Origin of the sequence: Henriciella sp., from assembly GCF_029936995.1 — a bacterium.
Taxonomy (GTDB): Bacteria; Pseudomonadota; Alphaproteobacteria; order Caulobacterales; family Hyphomonadaceae; genus Henriciella.
Window position 1 is genome coordinate 1 of record NZ_JAPYRE010000014.1, and the last position, 12,910, is coordinate 12,910.

Below are 12,910 nucleotides of genomic sequence, written 5' to 3' on the forward strand. Positions count from 1 at the left end.
GCCTGCAGCGTGATTGCCCACGAGGAGCGCAGGAAAAGGCCTGACAGAAGGGCCGCGACGATCAGATCCGGCCAGGGCGATCCGGTTAGGGCGACGATGCCGGCAGCGGCAATGACACCGACATTACCAATTGCATCATTGCGCGAGCAGAGCCAGACGGAACGGACATTGCTGTCGCCATCGCGCCAGCGCAGTAGAATGAGGACGCTCAGCAGATTGGCCGCCAGAGCCAGACCGCCAATGATGCTCATCGTGACCGTTTCCGGCGCCTCGTCTGAAAAGACACGGACGATCGTGGATCCCAGGATGAAAAGCGCGATCAGCGCCAGTGACCCGGCCTTGAACAGGGAGGCCTTGGCCCGCACCGAAGCGCTCATACCGATTACGGCAAGGCTGATCGCATAGGTTGCCGCATCGCCGCCAAAGTCCAGCGCGTCCGCCTTGAGGGCCTGGGAACGGGCGAGGTAACCCGCGGAGAGCTCGACGATGAACATGGTGGCGTTGATCGCGATGACGGCAAGAAGCGCGCGCCGATAGGATATCGATGTTCCGTCAAAAGATGTCTGTTCGCAGCAATCGCTCATGAAACTGTCTCCTTTGGAAGTCCGATGAAACGCGGCGTGCGCCGCCGATAGGCTGTGTATTGGTCGCCATATGTTTCCTGGAGCCAGGATTCCTCTGCGAAGGGAGCTGCAATCACGGCCGCAACGGCGCCCGCTAGAACCGGAAGGACGCTGACCGAAGCGCTGAGAAGCACCCAGCCAATGGCCGATATGATGATGGCCATATATTGAGGATGACGCGAGTAACGATACAGCCCGTCCTTCATCAACTCGCCCTTGGCCCCGAAATTCTGGTTGAACCCGAAGCGGATCATTGCCGGCCAGATCATGAGGTTGCCGAGAATGAAAGCGGCGAGCCCCGGACCGAAGCGTACCCAGTCCGGCAGACCAATGTCGTTCCATCCTGAAACTCCGAGCCAGAGGACCGCTCCGAGAATGACAAGGTCGCCCAGCCAGACGATGGCCGCGGTCAGACCGGAATAGGATTGGGGTGGCCAGAGCCGTCGCGCGGGGAAGAGAGCCGACCACAGGAATACGGCGAAAAAGATCGCCCCTGTAGCGGTACCAAGTATCTGAATCTGAGATGTGACAGCCACTTTCGTGCTCCCTTGGTCTCTTTACGGCTCAGGAAGGAGTCCCTACAGTCTACAGTAACTGTAGAGGCAAGAGGTTTCCTGCATGAGCCTGATGACGATCGGAAAACTGTCTGGGGCGACCGGGGTGAAGGTCACCACGATACGCTACTATGAATCAATTGACCTGCTCGATGAGCCGGAGCGGAGCGCGAGTGGACAAAGACTGTATGGCGACGCCGCTGTCGAGCGTCTTGGCTTTATTCGGCATGCCAGGGACCTAGGCTTTCCGGTCTCGGCGATCCGGGAGCTGATTTCGTTGCAGGTGGACCCCGGCAGGGACTGCGATCTGGTCGACCAGATCGCCCGCCGCCAGCTGGGCGAGGTTCGACGCAGGCTGACCCAGCTCGAAGCGCTTGAAGCCGAGCTCAAGCGCATGATCACCGCCTGCGAGGGCGGGAAGATCGCATCTTGCTCAGTGCTTGCAGCGCTGGGCCATCATGAGCAGTGCTTGCATGAGGAGCATGCCGGAAAAGAGGTTCTTGCAGCACTGCCGTCAAAATAGGACTTGACCTTCTAGTGACTGGAGATGTTACGTAAATAAGTCTTAAGCCAGTAACTTGATTATTCGCGAAAGCTGCTACCTCGATATCATGCATCCGGCCCAGTTCATAACGCCTCTGAGGACAATGCTCGTCATGATCATGACGTTCGCCTTTGTCGTGGCGCCGATGAGTGCAGCGGTCGATGCGGCCCACCCCGTGGATGTCAGTCAATCTGACTGCTCGGATGTTGAAGCACCGGGGGAAGATCCTGCAGATGACCCTTCGCACGAAGGTCATGAGCACCGCGTGCATCACTGTGGCGGATGCCACATACACATGCTGGATGGCGGTGATCTCTGCCGGGCCTTCGGTCCACCAACACAACACAAGCGTCTTGTCCGCTTGCAGAACGATCCTGCAGTCCTCAGCGCTGACGGCCTGTATCGCCCGCCCCGCGCCTAGACCCTCGACACCTGTCTGGAATGCGCAGCCACCCCTGCGCGGTCGTTGAGTCTAGCCGAGGATAAAATCCCAATGAAACTTATATTACGCGGCGCGGTTGCCGCGCTCGCTCTGCCTGTCATGGCCGGAGCGGCATATGCTGATGGATGCGGCTCTCAGCCAGTCGATCAGCGAGAAATAAACCAATCATACCCCCTTACACTCGAAGCGGCGATTGCCCGGGCGGGGCGTTCTGCGCCGGAAGTGCTGCGGGCAGCCCTGGAGGCCCGGGCCGTTTCGGCCGATGCCGACCAGGCAGGCCGGCGCCTCAATCCGACGCTGTCCCTGGAAACAGAAAATTTCGCCGGAACAGGTTCGCTTGGAGGCTTCGATGCCTTTGAGACGACGGCGGTGCTGTCGCAGACTTTTCGCCTTGGCGGGAAGCGGCGCCTGGCTGAACAGGCCGGACGTGCCCGTGCTGCGCTCGCCAGTGCGGCATGCAGTGTTCAGCGCCGCGAAGTGCAGACACTCGCCGGTGAGCTTTTTCTCGAGCTTGACGCGGCCCAGGAGATGGCCGATGTGGCAGACGCATCGGCTGAACTCGCGGACGAGCTCGCCAGTGTGGTCGAGCGCCGTGTGGAGGCCGGGGCAGCTGCGCCACCGGAACTCTCCCGGGCAAAGTCAGAAGCTGCATCCCTTGAAGCCGAGGCCGATGCGGCCCGCGGACAGGTTGAGGCAAGTGCCCTGGCACTCGCATCTGTCTGGGGAAGTCCGGATGTCGATTTCGGCTTGCCCATCGCAGATAAACAGACCTTTCGGCGCGAAGGGGCTCATGAGGCTGCAGCGGTCACCGGCAATCCGCGGCTTGCTGCAGCCGTCGCAAACCGGAAGGCCAGAAAGGCTGAAACCGATCTTGAACGGGCCGGTGCGCTCCCGGATTTAACGGTCTCGGCGGGTTTTCGCCGGTTCGAAGATACTGGAGACAGTGCCTTCCTGGCCGGTGTCAGTGTTCCGCTCCCCATTTTCGATCGAAACCAGGATGCCACACGGGCGGCCCGGTTTCGAACCGAAGGCGCGGACCTCAATGCTCGCGCCGTCGAAGCAAGGCTGAGAGCCGAGCAGTCAAGCCTGGCAGCACGGGTCCGGGCGGCGAAGTCCCGGTTGCAACGCCTTGAGAGCGAGGCTCTGCCGCTCGCCGAAGACGCCTATGCCTCAGCCGCAGAGGGCTATCGGGTCGGCAAGTTCGACCTCACGGCCACGCTCGATGCCCGGCGTAGCCTAATCCAGACACGCGCTGCCATCATCGATGCCCGGCTGGCGCTCCAGACACAAACCCTGCGGTTGCGCGCCCTGATCGGCGCCGCACCGTTTGAAGGAGAGATCCAATGAAAATGAACGTGTTCCATGCGGCGCTGCTATCGCCAGCGCTCTTGTATTTCGCCGCGTGTAGCAATGACACGCCCGGTTCGCCTGCGGCAAACCAGGTAACCCTGGAAGCCGAAGATAATCATGGTCGCCATGAAGAAGCTGACGGCGCAGACCCTGAGGGCGATGACGAAGCGGCTGGAGATCATGTCGAGCTCAGCTCCAGGGCGGCCGAGGCCGTCGGCATCCGGACAGTCGAAGCCGGCACAGGAGCCGTTGCTGGGCAGTTGGAGCTGCCCGCTGAAATCCGCTTCGATGCAGACCGTGTGGCAAGGGTCTCGCCAAAGGTAGAAGGCATTGTTGCCAAGCTTCATGTGGGCGAAGGCGACACGGTGAAAGCCGGCGCAACCCTTGCCCGCCTGACCAGCCGTGAGCTTGCCGGCCTCAAGGCCGATTATCTGAATGCGCTGAGCGCCGAACGTCTGGCGCGGACCGAACTGGCGCGCGAGGAAAAACTCTGGCAACAGAAGATCACATCCGAAGCCGATGTGCAGGCGGCACGTGCAGCTTACTCGGCCGCCAATGCCGCCCGGGAAGCGGCCGAAAACAGGCTTCATGCCGTCGGCATCGGTCATGGCGTTCTGGACAGGCTGGATGACGCTGAGGATGGGGCCCTGGCCCAGGCCTACGTCACCGCGCCGATCACCGGAGAAGTGATACAGCGCAGTGTGTCGCTCGGGGAAACCGTCTCGGCCGGCGGCGAACCCATGTTTGTCATCATCGATGACAGTGTCGTCTGGGCCGATATCGCGGTTTACAAGGAAGATCTCGGGAAGGTCGACGAAGGTCAGGCCGTGAGCCTTCAGCAGGATGATGGCAGCATGCTCGCCGAGGGAACGATTTCAACCATACTGCCTGTTATCGATGAGACATCCCGTACAGCGACCGCGCGTGTCATCGTCGATAACGCCCAAGGGAGGCTCAAACCCGGGCAGTTCGTGACCGCCCGGATTGAAACGGGCGAAACGCAGTCCGTGGTGAGGGTTCCATCCGATGCCATCGTCAGCGTTGAGGACAGGATGTCTGTATTCGTCCCGACGGAAGATGGCTTCGAACCGCGCGAGGTGCGCACAGGCACCAGTGCCGGAGGATATTCCGAGATTCTCTCCGGGCTCCAGGCAGGCGAGGCCTTCGTCGCCGAAGGTGCCTTCACCCTGAAAGCGCAGCTTGAAAAAGACGCCTTTGGCGACGGCCATGGCCACTAGGAGGCAAGCATAATGTTAAGTTTGATGCATCGACTTGCGGGGGGACGGCTGCTTGCCGCCATCGCCGCACTCGCCCTTTCCATCGGCGGCCTGTTTGCCTTTCGCAGCCTGCCCGTCGACGCCTTTCCAGATCCGTCGCCTTCACTGGTCCAGGTCTTCACAGAGACCGAAGGTCTTTCGCCGGAAGAGGTCGAACGCTATGTGACCTATCCGATCGAGACGTCCATGTCCGGCCTGCCCAAGGTGGAGGAAATCCGCTCCACTTCGAATTTTGGCCTGTCCGTTATCAATATCTATTTCGAGGATGGCACTGACGTCTATTTTGCCCGGCAGGTGGTTGGCGAACGCCTCGGCGAAGCGGGCGAAGCCATACCCGAGGGGTTCGGGACCCCAAAGATGGGGCCGATTTCGACCGGTCTCGGTATCATCATGTATTACCGTCTCGTGGACGAGACAGGTGAGCGGTCTCTCGTCGAATTGCGCGAGATTGCCGACTGGATGATCAAGTATCCGCTTCAGTCCGTGGAAGGCGTGACCGAGGTTCTTTCGCTCGGCGGGTTTGAAAAGCAGTACCAGGTCCGTCTCGATCCAGACCAGCTGACCTCCTACGATCTGAGCGTTAGCGAAGTGATCGATGCGCTGGAGAGTGCAAACAGGACCGCCGGGGCCCAGTTCATCGAAATTGGTGCGGAGCAGTACACGGTACGCGGTGTTGGTCTCGCCAAAACCCTTGACGACCTGCGTGAGACACCTGTGAAAACAGTGGATGGGCGTCCGGTTCGCGTTGCTGATCTCGGTGAAGTCGCGATTGGCGGGGGCGTCCGGCAGGGCCTTGCGACCGCCAATGGCAACGGGGAGACGGTCGCCGGCCTGGTGCTGAAACTCTATGGCACCAATACCTCGGAAGTCATCGAGAACGCACAGGCGCGCTTTGACGAGATCAACGCCTCGCTACCAGAAGGGGTGAAGGCGGTACCTTATTATGACCAGGGAACCCTTGTTCAGAAGGCAGCCGCCACAGTGACGACCGCGCTCTGGCAGGGCGCGCTTCTGGTCGCCGTCATCGTCTTCCTGTTCCTCGGAGGCTGGCGGCCGAGCCTGGTCGTGGTGATGTCGATCCCGTTTTCTGTCGGCTTTGCCTTCGTCGCGATGAATGCGCTTGGTATCGGTGCCAATCTGATGACGCTTGGCGGGGTGGCCATCGCCATCGGGATGATGGTCGACGGGGCCATCGTGATCGCTGAAAACGTCGATCGCGGTTTCCGTGAACGACGCGACGGCGAAGACAGTCGCACAACGGTCGCCCGATCGAGTGCTGAAGTGATCGCGCCGCTGATTGCTGCCGTTGCGGTGGTAATTATTGTCTTCCTGCCCCTGTTCTCGTTACAGGGCACTGAAGGCAAGACGTTCCGCCCGCTGGCAGCCTCCGCGGCGCTCGCCATGACGGGGTCGCTGATCTATGCGGCCCTTATTGCACCGGCAATGGCGCTCGGTCTGATGCGTCCGCCAAAAAGCAATGTAAAACAGGGCGACAGTCGCCTGACCCGCACCATCAAGCCGGTCGCAGCCTTCTTTGTCAGGCGGCGCCTTGCCGCCCTCGGTCTGGCGGGCATCCTGCTTGTCGTTGGAGGGTTGTCGGCAACCCGGCTTGGTTCGGAGTTTACCCCGGCCCTGGAGGAAGGCGATGTCCTTCTCAGGGTGACAATGGCGCCGTCCATTTCATTGACTGAGGCGAAGGAGACGTCGACCCGCATCGAGAGCCGTCTGCTTGAGACCTTCCCGGAAATCAGTTCGATTGTCAGCCGCATCGGGCGGGGGGAGGTCGGCGCCCATGCCGACCCGGTCAACAGTATCGAGGCCTTCGTCGCGCTCAGACCGCAAAGTGAATGGCGGGACGGGATGACCCCGGACGAGCTGCGCGCATCGATATCCGAAAATCTCGGCAGCTTCCCCGGCGTCCGGGTCAATGTCGGCCAGCCGATTGCAATGTCGGTCGATGAACTTCTCACCGGCACGAAGGCGCAACTGGCGGTCAAGATTTTCGGGCCTGATACGGAGGTTCTGCTTGAGGGGTCACAGGCGCTGCAGTCGATCCTCCAGGACGTGCCGGGGGCAACCGACGTCCAGGCCGACCAGATCACCGGCGCACCGCAGCTCGTTGTCTCGCTGGATCGTCCGGCGCTCGGCCGATATGGTCTGAGTGTCGAGGACGCGCTGGAGGCACTTCGTTCAGGTGTTGGCGGGGCGCAAGCCGGGGCTGTGTTCGAAGGGGTTCGCCAGTTCCCCGTCATCGTGCGCTATGCCGAGGCGGACCGGGATACGCCAGAAGCGATCGGCCGGATCATCCTGGAGTCAGCCAGTGGCGCGCGCGTGCCGCTGGAAAGTGTGGCCGATATCAGGGAGATTATCGGCCCCCGCCAGATCACCCGCGAGAATGGGGAGCGGTTTATAACCGTCCAGCTGAACGTACGTGGGCGTGATATCGGCAGCTATGTCGGTGATGCGCAAGACGTGGTTTCAGCTCAGCTCGATCTGCCGGCCGGTTACCGCGTTGAGTGGGGCGGCCAGTTCGAGCTCCAGCAGGAGGCCAATCAGCGCTTTGCCGTCGTGATCCCGATCACGCTCGGCATCGTGTTCCTGATCCTGCTTCTGACCTTCGGGCGCATGAAGTCAGCCGTCCTAATCCTGCTCAACATTCCACTGGCGCTGACCGGTGGAGCTATGGCGCTCTGGGTCGCGGGCCTGCCGATCTCCGTCCCCGCGACGGTCGGCTTTATTGCCCTGTTCGGCATCGCGCTCGGTAATGGCATGGTGCTTGTCAGCTTCATGGACGACTTTGCCAGGGAAGGCCGGGACCGCGATGAGCTTGCCGTCGAGGCGGCTGGATTGCGGGCACGTCCGGTGCTGATGACCGCGCTGACGACTGCACTCGGGCTGGCGCCCTTGCTCTTTGCAGCTGGCGTCGGGGCGGAAGTGCAGCGCCCCTTGGCAACCGTGGTCATGGGCGGGCTCGTTTCATCGACCGTGTTGACGCTTCTGGTCCTGCCAGCCCTTCACCGCTGGTTTGCGCCAAAACCAGACGCGCACCATTCCTTGCTGGAGGCTGAACATGTTCATCCATCGTGAACTTCGCGTCGCGATCATGTCCGTTTCTCTCGCAGCCCTGGCGGGCTGCGGGAGTCTCGACAACGCAATGGCGTCCCTTTCAAGTGAGCAGACGGCCAAGGTGCGGGAAGAATGCGGCCTGATACCGTCAAAGAGCCGTGTCAAAAACGCGGTAGACGCGCGGCGACGGGCTTATCTCGAGTGCAAGCGCAATGTGCTGGAAGAGGAGGCCGATCATGAGCCACGCACATGATCATGACGGTCTTGATCCCGAGAGCGGTGATCGTCGGGTGTCCATTGCTATCTGGGCAAACGCACTACTCACTATTGGGCAGGTTGTCGGAGGGGTTTTCTCCGGCAGTCTCGCGCTCATCGCCGATGCCCTGCACAATTTCTCTGACATGGCGTCGCTTGTCATCGCGTTCGCTGCGCGCAAGATTGCGCGGCGACCGGCTGATGAGCGGATGACCTTTGGGTATGGCCGCATCGAGATCGTTGCAGCCCTGATCAACTACACCTCCTTGATCATTATCGGCCTCTATCTGGTCTATGAGGGTGTCATGCGAATCATCGATCCGCCGGCCGTCGGCGGATGGACAGTGATCATTCTCGGGGGTGTTGCGCTAGTTATCGATACGCTGACAGCGCTCCTGACCTATTCGATGCAGAAAGGGAGTGTGAATATCCGGGCACTCTTTCTTCACAATCTGTCGGATGCACTTGCATCGATTGCCGTTGTCGCGGGCGGCACGCTGATCCTCCTCTATGACTGGAGACTGGTCGATCCGCTCGTGACGATCGGTATCGCGGTATACATTCTCTATCTGTCGTTCCGCGAAATCGGCGGACCGATCCATATGTTAATGCTGGGCAGTCCGCCGGACATTGACAACGGTGCCGTCATTGAGGCGATGCGAAGTGTTGATGATGTCGTGGATGTCCATCATGTGCATCTCTGGCAGATGCAGGAGCATGAGACAGCGCTTGACTGTCATGTGGTTTTGTCCGGCGAAAACTGGTCTCGAATCGAGACCGTCAAGGCCGCGATCAAGGAGCGTCTGCATGAGCGCTTCGGAATTGCTCATTCGAGTCTTGAGTTCGAGCACGAAGATCATGCCCACGAAAACGCCGGTGTTTACGGGCATTCGAATTCTCAGTGGAAGGCGTAATCCTGTATCTGCCGGGACACTGACAGAATATGATGGGTCTCGCCGGGGTTGCGTGGGAAGGCGAACCTTCCAAACACGAAATCCAGCGGGTTCACGACTCGCTGACGTGTCAGGGAGCAGTGGAATTTGTGCGCTCGTCCCATTTATGAGGCTTGATACAAGGCCTGACAGACGGGTTTGGACCTTAAGGGGAGCGACTGAATGTACTAGTTGCCGAGCTCTACTCCTAGCCTGGGCAGTATCAGGATCATCGTGAAGTAGAGCACAATTGTTATAGCTGCTCCCAGGATCAAGGCGCCATAAAAGGGAATGCCGCGGCCGAGCAGCCATGGGATCAGAAGGAACATCGGCAGGCTTGGAAGAACATACCAGAATGTGGCAGCTGAATGGCCGCCAGCCGGGATGTGTCTTCAGTGTCGCGCCACAGCCAGATCATGCCCAGGACCGAGACGAGAGGAAGTGAAGCCACAAGTGCCGCAAAGCCTGGGCTGCGCTTGCCGATTTCGGAAATGGCGACGATGAGGATGGCTGAAATTACAGCCTTGATAAATAGGTGGAACAATTTTGTCTCCGGCTCATGGTTCCGCGAGCTCAACCCTACGAAAATGGCAGCTTCTCAAATGGTGGTGAAGGCGAAAGCTCATTGTGACGGCCTGCTTCTGGCTTATCGAGTGTCGTGAGCGTGGGATCAACTGAACCCGGCACGGGCGTGAGCCATGAACACGACTATAAAGAGGCAAGCCGCTTCTGACGCCGGTAAGACAACGCTCTTGGTACCGACCCTTTTTATCAGCGGTCTTCGAACAGGTTGTCGGTGAGTGCGCAATCAGGTGTTTCAGCGCCGGTGCAACCAGCCATGATCTCGCCGAGCCGTCGATCCATTTGTCTCAGATCGGCGATGCGTTTGCGGATATCGCCGCGATGTGCTTCTGCCAGCGCCTTGACGTCCGCGCAACTCGGCCTGCCATCATTGATGCCAAGCAGTGAGCGTACATCTTCCACCGAGAAGCCGAGACTGCGGGCCCGCAATATGAAACGCAGCCGTACCTGGTCCCCATTCGAATACAGCCGGTGGCCACTGGCCGTGCGGGCCGGTTCGGGCAGAAGGCCGATCTTTTCATAATAGCGGATCGTCTCAAGATTACAGCCCAGCCGCCCGGCCAGTTCAGCGCGTTTGAGCTCCGCTCGCGGCGATGTGATGCCCATATGAATTTCCTGCTTGCCTCTGTACCGACTACAGAGCGTAACGTGACCGTGATTAATAAGGCAACAGGAAATCGCTGGTCATGACAAATGTGGAAAACCGTCCAGCAAATACGCATCGCTCACGATGGCTTGTCGCAGGTGGTATGCTGGGGGCAGTCCTTGCATCGTCTTGCTGCATCGTACCGCTTGTGCTGATCAGTCTCGGTATATCCGGAGCGTGGATCGGCCAGTTGACCATGCTGGAACCCTACAAGCCGCTTTTTCTTCTTGTTGCGATCGGATTTCTCGCGGCGGGATTCTGGGATGTCTATTTTCGAAAAACCAGGGCCTGCGAGGATGGCAGCGTCTGTGCTCGTCCCCACGCGTCCGTGACCAAACAGGCCGCCTTGTGGAGCGGGACACTGATCGTACTGGCGGCCCTGACCATCGATCTATGGGCCCCGTTCTTTTACTAACCGAGGAGACAAGCATGAAGCGAACATGGATTCTGACCGGACTGGCGGCGCTCGTGATCGCCGGCGGCTGGGCATATGCTGGACCACAGAAAGCCGGAACGCCTGTAGCAGAAGCGGTGGAGGCTTCGACGCGGTTCACGATCGATAACATGACCTGTGCCACATGCCCGATTGCTGTCAGAAAGGCGATGATGCGTGTTGAGGGCGTCAAATCTGCCGACATCGACTATGCGGCAAGGACCGCCGAGGTGGTTTACGATCCGTCTGAGACAACGCCTGAGGCGATCGCTGCCGCGTCAACCAATGTCGGATATCCCGCTAGTTTTGCGTCCCGCTGAGTGCACGGCATCTTAAGCGTCCTGTTGAGCCACTTCACCGCGAGGGCGCCTAGACAAGATCAGATTTTCACAAAAGGCTTTCGCTCGGATGTCAAAAAATACTGACCGAAAAATGCTGATAACTGGCTTGGCCGGTACCGTCGTCGTGGCGCTTTGCTGCTTCACACCCGTGCTGGTGATACTGCTTGGTGTGGTAGGTCTGTCGGCAGCTCTGGGCTGGCTCGACTATGTACTCCTGCCCACGCTTGCCCTGTTCATTGCGCTGACAGTCTATGCTGTCTGGCGTCGGCAACGGCGGCAATGCGATCCCGAGGGGGACCAGCCCTGATGGTCCAATACGTTCCGCGATGGGCAGCTCATTTCCGACTGGACCAGCTCGCAGGTGCGGATTGTGGAGGGGCTGCCCCAATTAATTGAACATGTATCGGGACTTTCTGCGCATGACAATCAGCGCAATCAATGGAGACACGGCATGAAAGACGTATATGACCTTATCGTGATTGGCGGTGGAACCGGGGGCAACGGTGTCGCCGGGATGGCCGCAAAGGCCGGCTGGAGTGTCGCGAGTATCGACAGCCTGCCCCATGGTGGCACCTGCGCCCTGCGCGGTTGCGACCCAAAGAAGATGCTGGTCGCTGTCACAGAGGGTCTCGACTGGGCGGAGAGGATGAAGGGCAAGGGCCTGAAGGCGCAAGCTTTCCTCGACTGGCCGGACATGATGGCTTTCAAGCGCACGTTTACCGATGCGATGCCACCGCGCATAGAAGCCGGGATGGAGAAGGCAGGGATCGACGTACTGCATGGTCAGGCGCGGTTCACAGGACCGGATAGTATCGAGCTGAATGGGGAGACCCTGCGCGCAAAACATTTCCACATTGCCACCGGCGCACGTCCGATGACGCTGAACATTCCGGGCGAGGAGTATCTGACCAGCAGTACCGAGTTCCTCGGACTGACCGGACGGCCAGACCGGATCGCTTTTGTCGGGGGTGGCTTCATCGCCATGGAGTTCGCTCACATCGCCAGGCGCGCCGGGGTCCGCGAAGTCACTGTACTCGAAATGGCCGATCGCCCCTTGAGCAACTTCGACTCCGATCTGGTTGACCTGCTTGTCGAAGGCACGGAAGAGCTTGGCATCGACTTGCGCACCAGGGCGAAAGTGCTGGAGATCGAAAAACAGGGCAATGAGTTTACCGTCACGGTGGAACGTACGGACGGTCCTGAAACCGTGACCTGCGATCTGGTGGTGCATGGCACGGGCCGCGTGCCTCATATAGACAGCCTGAACCTTGAAGCCGCCGGGGTCGAGTATACCCGCCGGGGTATCCAGGTGAATGCCTCGATGCGCACGAGCAATCCCGCGATCTTCGCTGCCGGGGATTGTGCTGATAGCGGCCCCAACCTGACTCCAGTATCCGCATTTGAGGGGCGTGTGGCGGGCAAGAACCTGCTGGCCGGAAAGGACGAGCGGACCGTTAAATATCCGCCGATCCCGTCGGTTGTATTCACCCTGCCCATGGTAGCCAGCGTCGGACTTTCGCAAGCAGCGGCCAGGGAACAGGGTCTTAAGTTCGACACTCATTTCGAGAAGACTGACCGCTGGTACTCGTCGCTCCGCGTCGGCGCGAGACACACCGCCTACAAGGTTCTGGTCGAGCACGGCACCGGCAAGATCCTGGGCGCACATCTGATCGGACCGGGGGCGGAGGAACAGATCAATCTTTTTGCCATGGCCATGCGTGCCAGCCTGACCGCCAACCAGATCAAGGCAATGATCTTCGCCTATCCCAGCTACGCCTCCGATATCGGGTCGATGGTGTGATTGCCAATATTTGATCGAGGCCGCGTTGCGAGACCGAATCTTAAGCCAAGGAAGAAACAATGGA

General features: G+C 59.8%; 14 protein-coding genes and 1 pseudogene. 11 read left to right on the plus strand and 4 right to left on the minus strand.

Features of this window, described 5'->3' with window-relative positions; genetic code table 11:
* Positions 1 to 584, minus strand: a 584-nt coding sequence (locus tag Q1K31_RS16430; protein WP_300381994.1) for a cation transporter, incomplete at its 3' end; no start/stop codon positions are given.
* Positions 581 to 1,159 carry an isoprenylcysteine carboxylmethyltransferase family protein gene (locus Q1K31_RS16435; RefSeq protein WP_300381996.1) on the minus strand — a complete coding sequence of 193 codons (579 nt, stop codon included), beginning with the start codon at positions 1,157 to 1,159 and terminating at the stop codon, positions 581 to 583. The genes Q1K31_RS16430 and Q1K31_RS16435, both read right to left, overlap by 4 nt.
* A gap of 82 nt (positions 1,160 to 1,241) precedes the next feature.
* Between Q1K31_RS16435 and Q1K31_RS16440 the strand changes: the two genes are divergently transcribed.
* The 7 genes from Q1K31_RS16440 (at position 1,242) to Q1K31_RS16470 (ending at position 9,025) form a co-directional block, all read left to right on the plus strand.
* Positions 1,242 to 1,700, plus strand: coding sequence for a helix-turn-helix domain-containing protein (locus tag Q1K31_RS16440; RefSeq protein WP_300381998.1), 459 nt, complete (start codon positions 1,242 to 1,244; stop codon positions 1,698 to 1,700).
* A 133-nt stretch (positions 1,701 to 1,833) separates the two neighbouring features.
* Positions 1,834 to 2,142: a hypothetical protein gene (locus tag Q1K31_RS16445; protein ID WP_300382000.1), complete on the plus strand. Its 309-nt coding sequence runs from the start codon at positions 1,834 to 1,836 to the stop codon at positions 2,140 to 2,142.
* 72 nt (positions 2,143 to 2,214) lie between these two features.
* The gene (locus tag Q1K31_RS16450; protein ID WP_300382002.1) at positions 2,215 to 3,510 is read left to right on the plus strand and encodes a TolC family protein; all 1,296 of its coding nucleotides are present in this window, start codon (positions 2,215 to 2,217) and stop codon (positions 3,508 to 3,510) included.
* Positions 3,507 to 4,751, plus strand: a complete 1,245-nt coding sequence (locus tag Q1K31_RS16455) for an efflux RND transporter periplasmic adaptor subunit (protein WP_300382004.1) — start codon at positions 3,507 to 3,509, stop codon at positions 4,749 to 4,751. Before Q1K31_RS16450 ends, Q1K31_RS16455 begins: the two co-directional genes overlap by 4 nt.
* Positions 4,752 to 4,763: 12 nt before the next feature.
* Positions 4,764 to 7,877, plus strand: a complete 3,114-nt coding sequence (locus tag Q1K31_RS16460; RefSeq protein WP_300382006.1) for a CusA/CzcA family heavy metal efflux RND transporter — start codon at positions 4,764 to 4,766, stop codon at positions 7,875 to 7,877.
* Complete coding sequence (locus tag Q1K31_RS16465) at positions 7,861 to 8,109, plus strand: hypothetical protein (RefSeq protein ID WP_300382008.1); 249 nt, start codon at positions 7,861 to 7,863, stop codon at positions 8,107 to 8,109. The genes Q1K31_RS16460 and Q1K31_RS16465 overlap by 17 nt, the downstream gene beginning before the upstream one ends.
* Positions 8,093 to 9,025, plus strand: coding sequence for a cation diffusion facilitator family transporter (locus tag Q1K31_RS16470; RefSeq protein ID WP_084396460.1), 933 nt, complete (start codon positions 8,093 to 8,095; stop codon positions 9,023 to 9,025). Before Q1K31_RS16465 ends, Q1K31_RS16470 begins: the two co-directional genes overlap by 17 nt.
* 206 nt (positions 9,026 to 9,231) lie before the next feature.
* Here the strand turns inward: Q1K31_RS16470 and Q1K31_RS16700 are convergent.
* Positions 9,232 to 9,587, minus strand: a pseudogene (locus Q1K31_RS16700) (DUF3147 family protein).
* 227 nt (positions 9,588 to 9,814) lie between these two features.
* The gene (locus tag Q1K31_RS16480) at positions 9,815 to 10,231 is read right to left on the minus strand and encodes a helix-turn-helix domain-containing protein (protein WP_300382013.1); all 417 of its coding nucleotides are present in this window, start codon (positions 10,229 to 10,231) and stop codon (positions 9,815 to 9,817) included.
* A gap of 80 nt (positions 10,232 to 10,311) precedes the next feature.
* On the opposite strand from Q1K31_RS16480, the gene Q1K31_RS16485 reads away from it, so the two are divergent.
* The 4 genes from Q1K31_RS16485 (at position 10,312) to Q1K31_RS16500 (ending at position 12,846) form a co-directional block, all read left to right on the plus strand.
* Positions 10,312 to 10,686 carry a mercuric transporter MerT family protein gene (locus tag Q1K31_RS16485; protein WP_300382015.1) on the plus strand — a complete coding sequence of 125 codons (375 nt, stop codon included), beginning with the start codon at positions 10,312 to 10,314 and terminating at the stop codon, positions 10,684 to 10,686.
* Positions 10,687 to 10,700: 14 nt separating this feature from the next.
* Entirely contained in the window at positions 10,701 to 11,024 is a 324-nt protein-coding gene (locus Q1K31_RS16490; RefSeq protein WP_300382017.1) for a heavy metal-associated domain-containing protein, read from the plus strand.
* Between the two features lie 88 nt (positions 11,025 to 11,112).
* Positions 11,113 to 11,352: a mercury resistance system transport protein MerF gene (gene merF / locus Q1K31_RS16495; RefSeq protein ID WP_367187600.1), complete on the plus strand. Its 240-nt coding sequence runs from the start codon at positions 11,113 to 11,115 to the stop codon at positions 11,350 to 11,352.
* A gap of 144 nt (positions 11,353 to 11,496) precedes the next feature.
* The gene (locus Q1K31_RS16500; RefSeq protein ID WP_300382021.1) at positions 11,497 to 12,846 is read left to right on the plus strand and encodes an NAD(P)/FAD-dependent oxidoreductase; all 1,350 of its coding nucleotides are present in this window, start codon (positions 11,497 to 11,499) and stop codon (positions 12,844 to 12,846) included.
* Positions 12,847 to 12,910 lie beyond the last annotated feature (64 nt).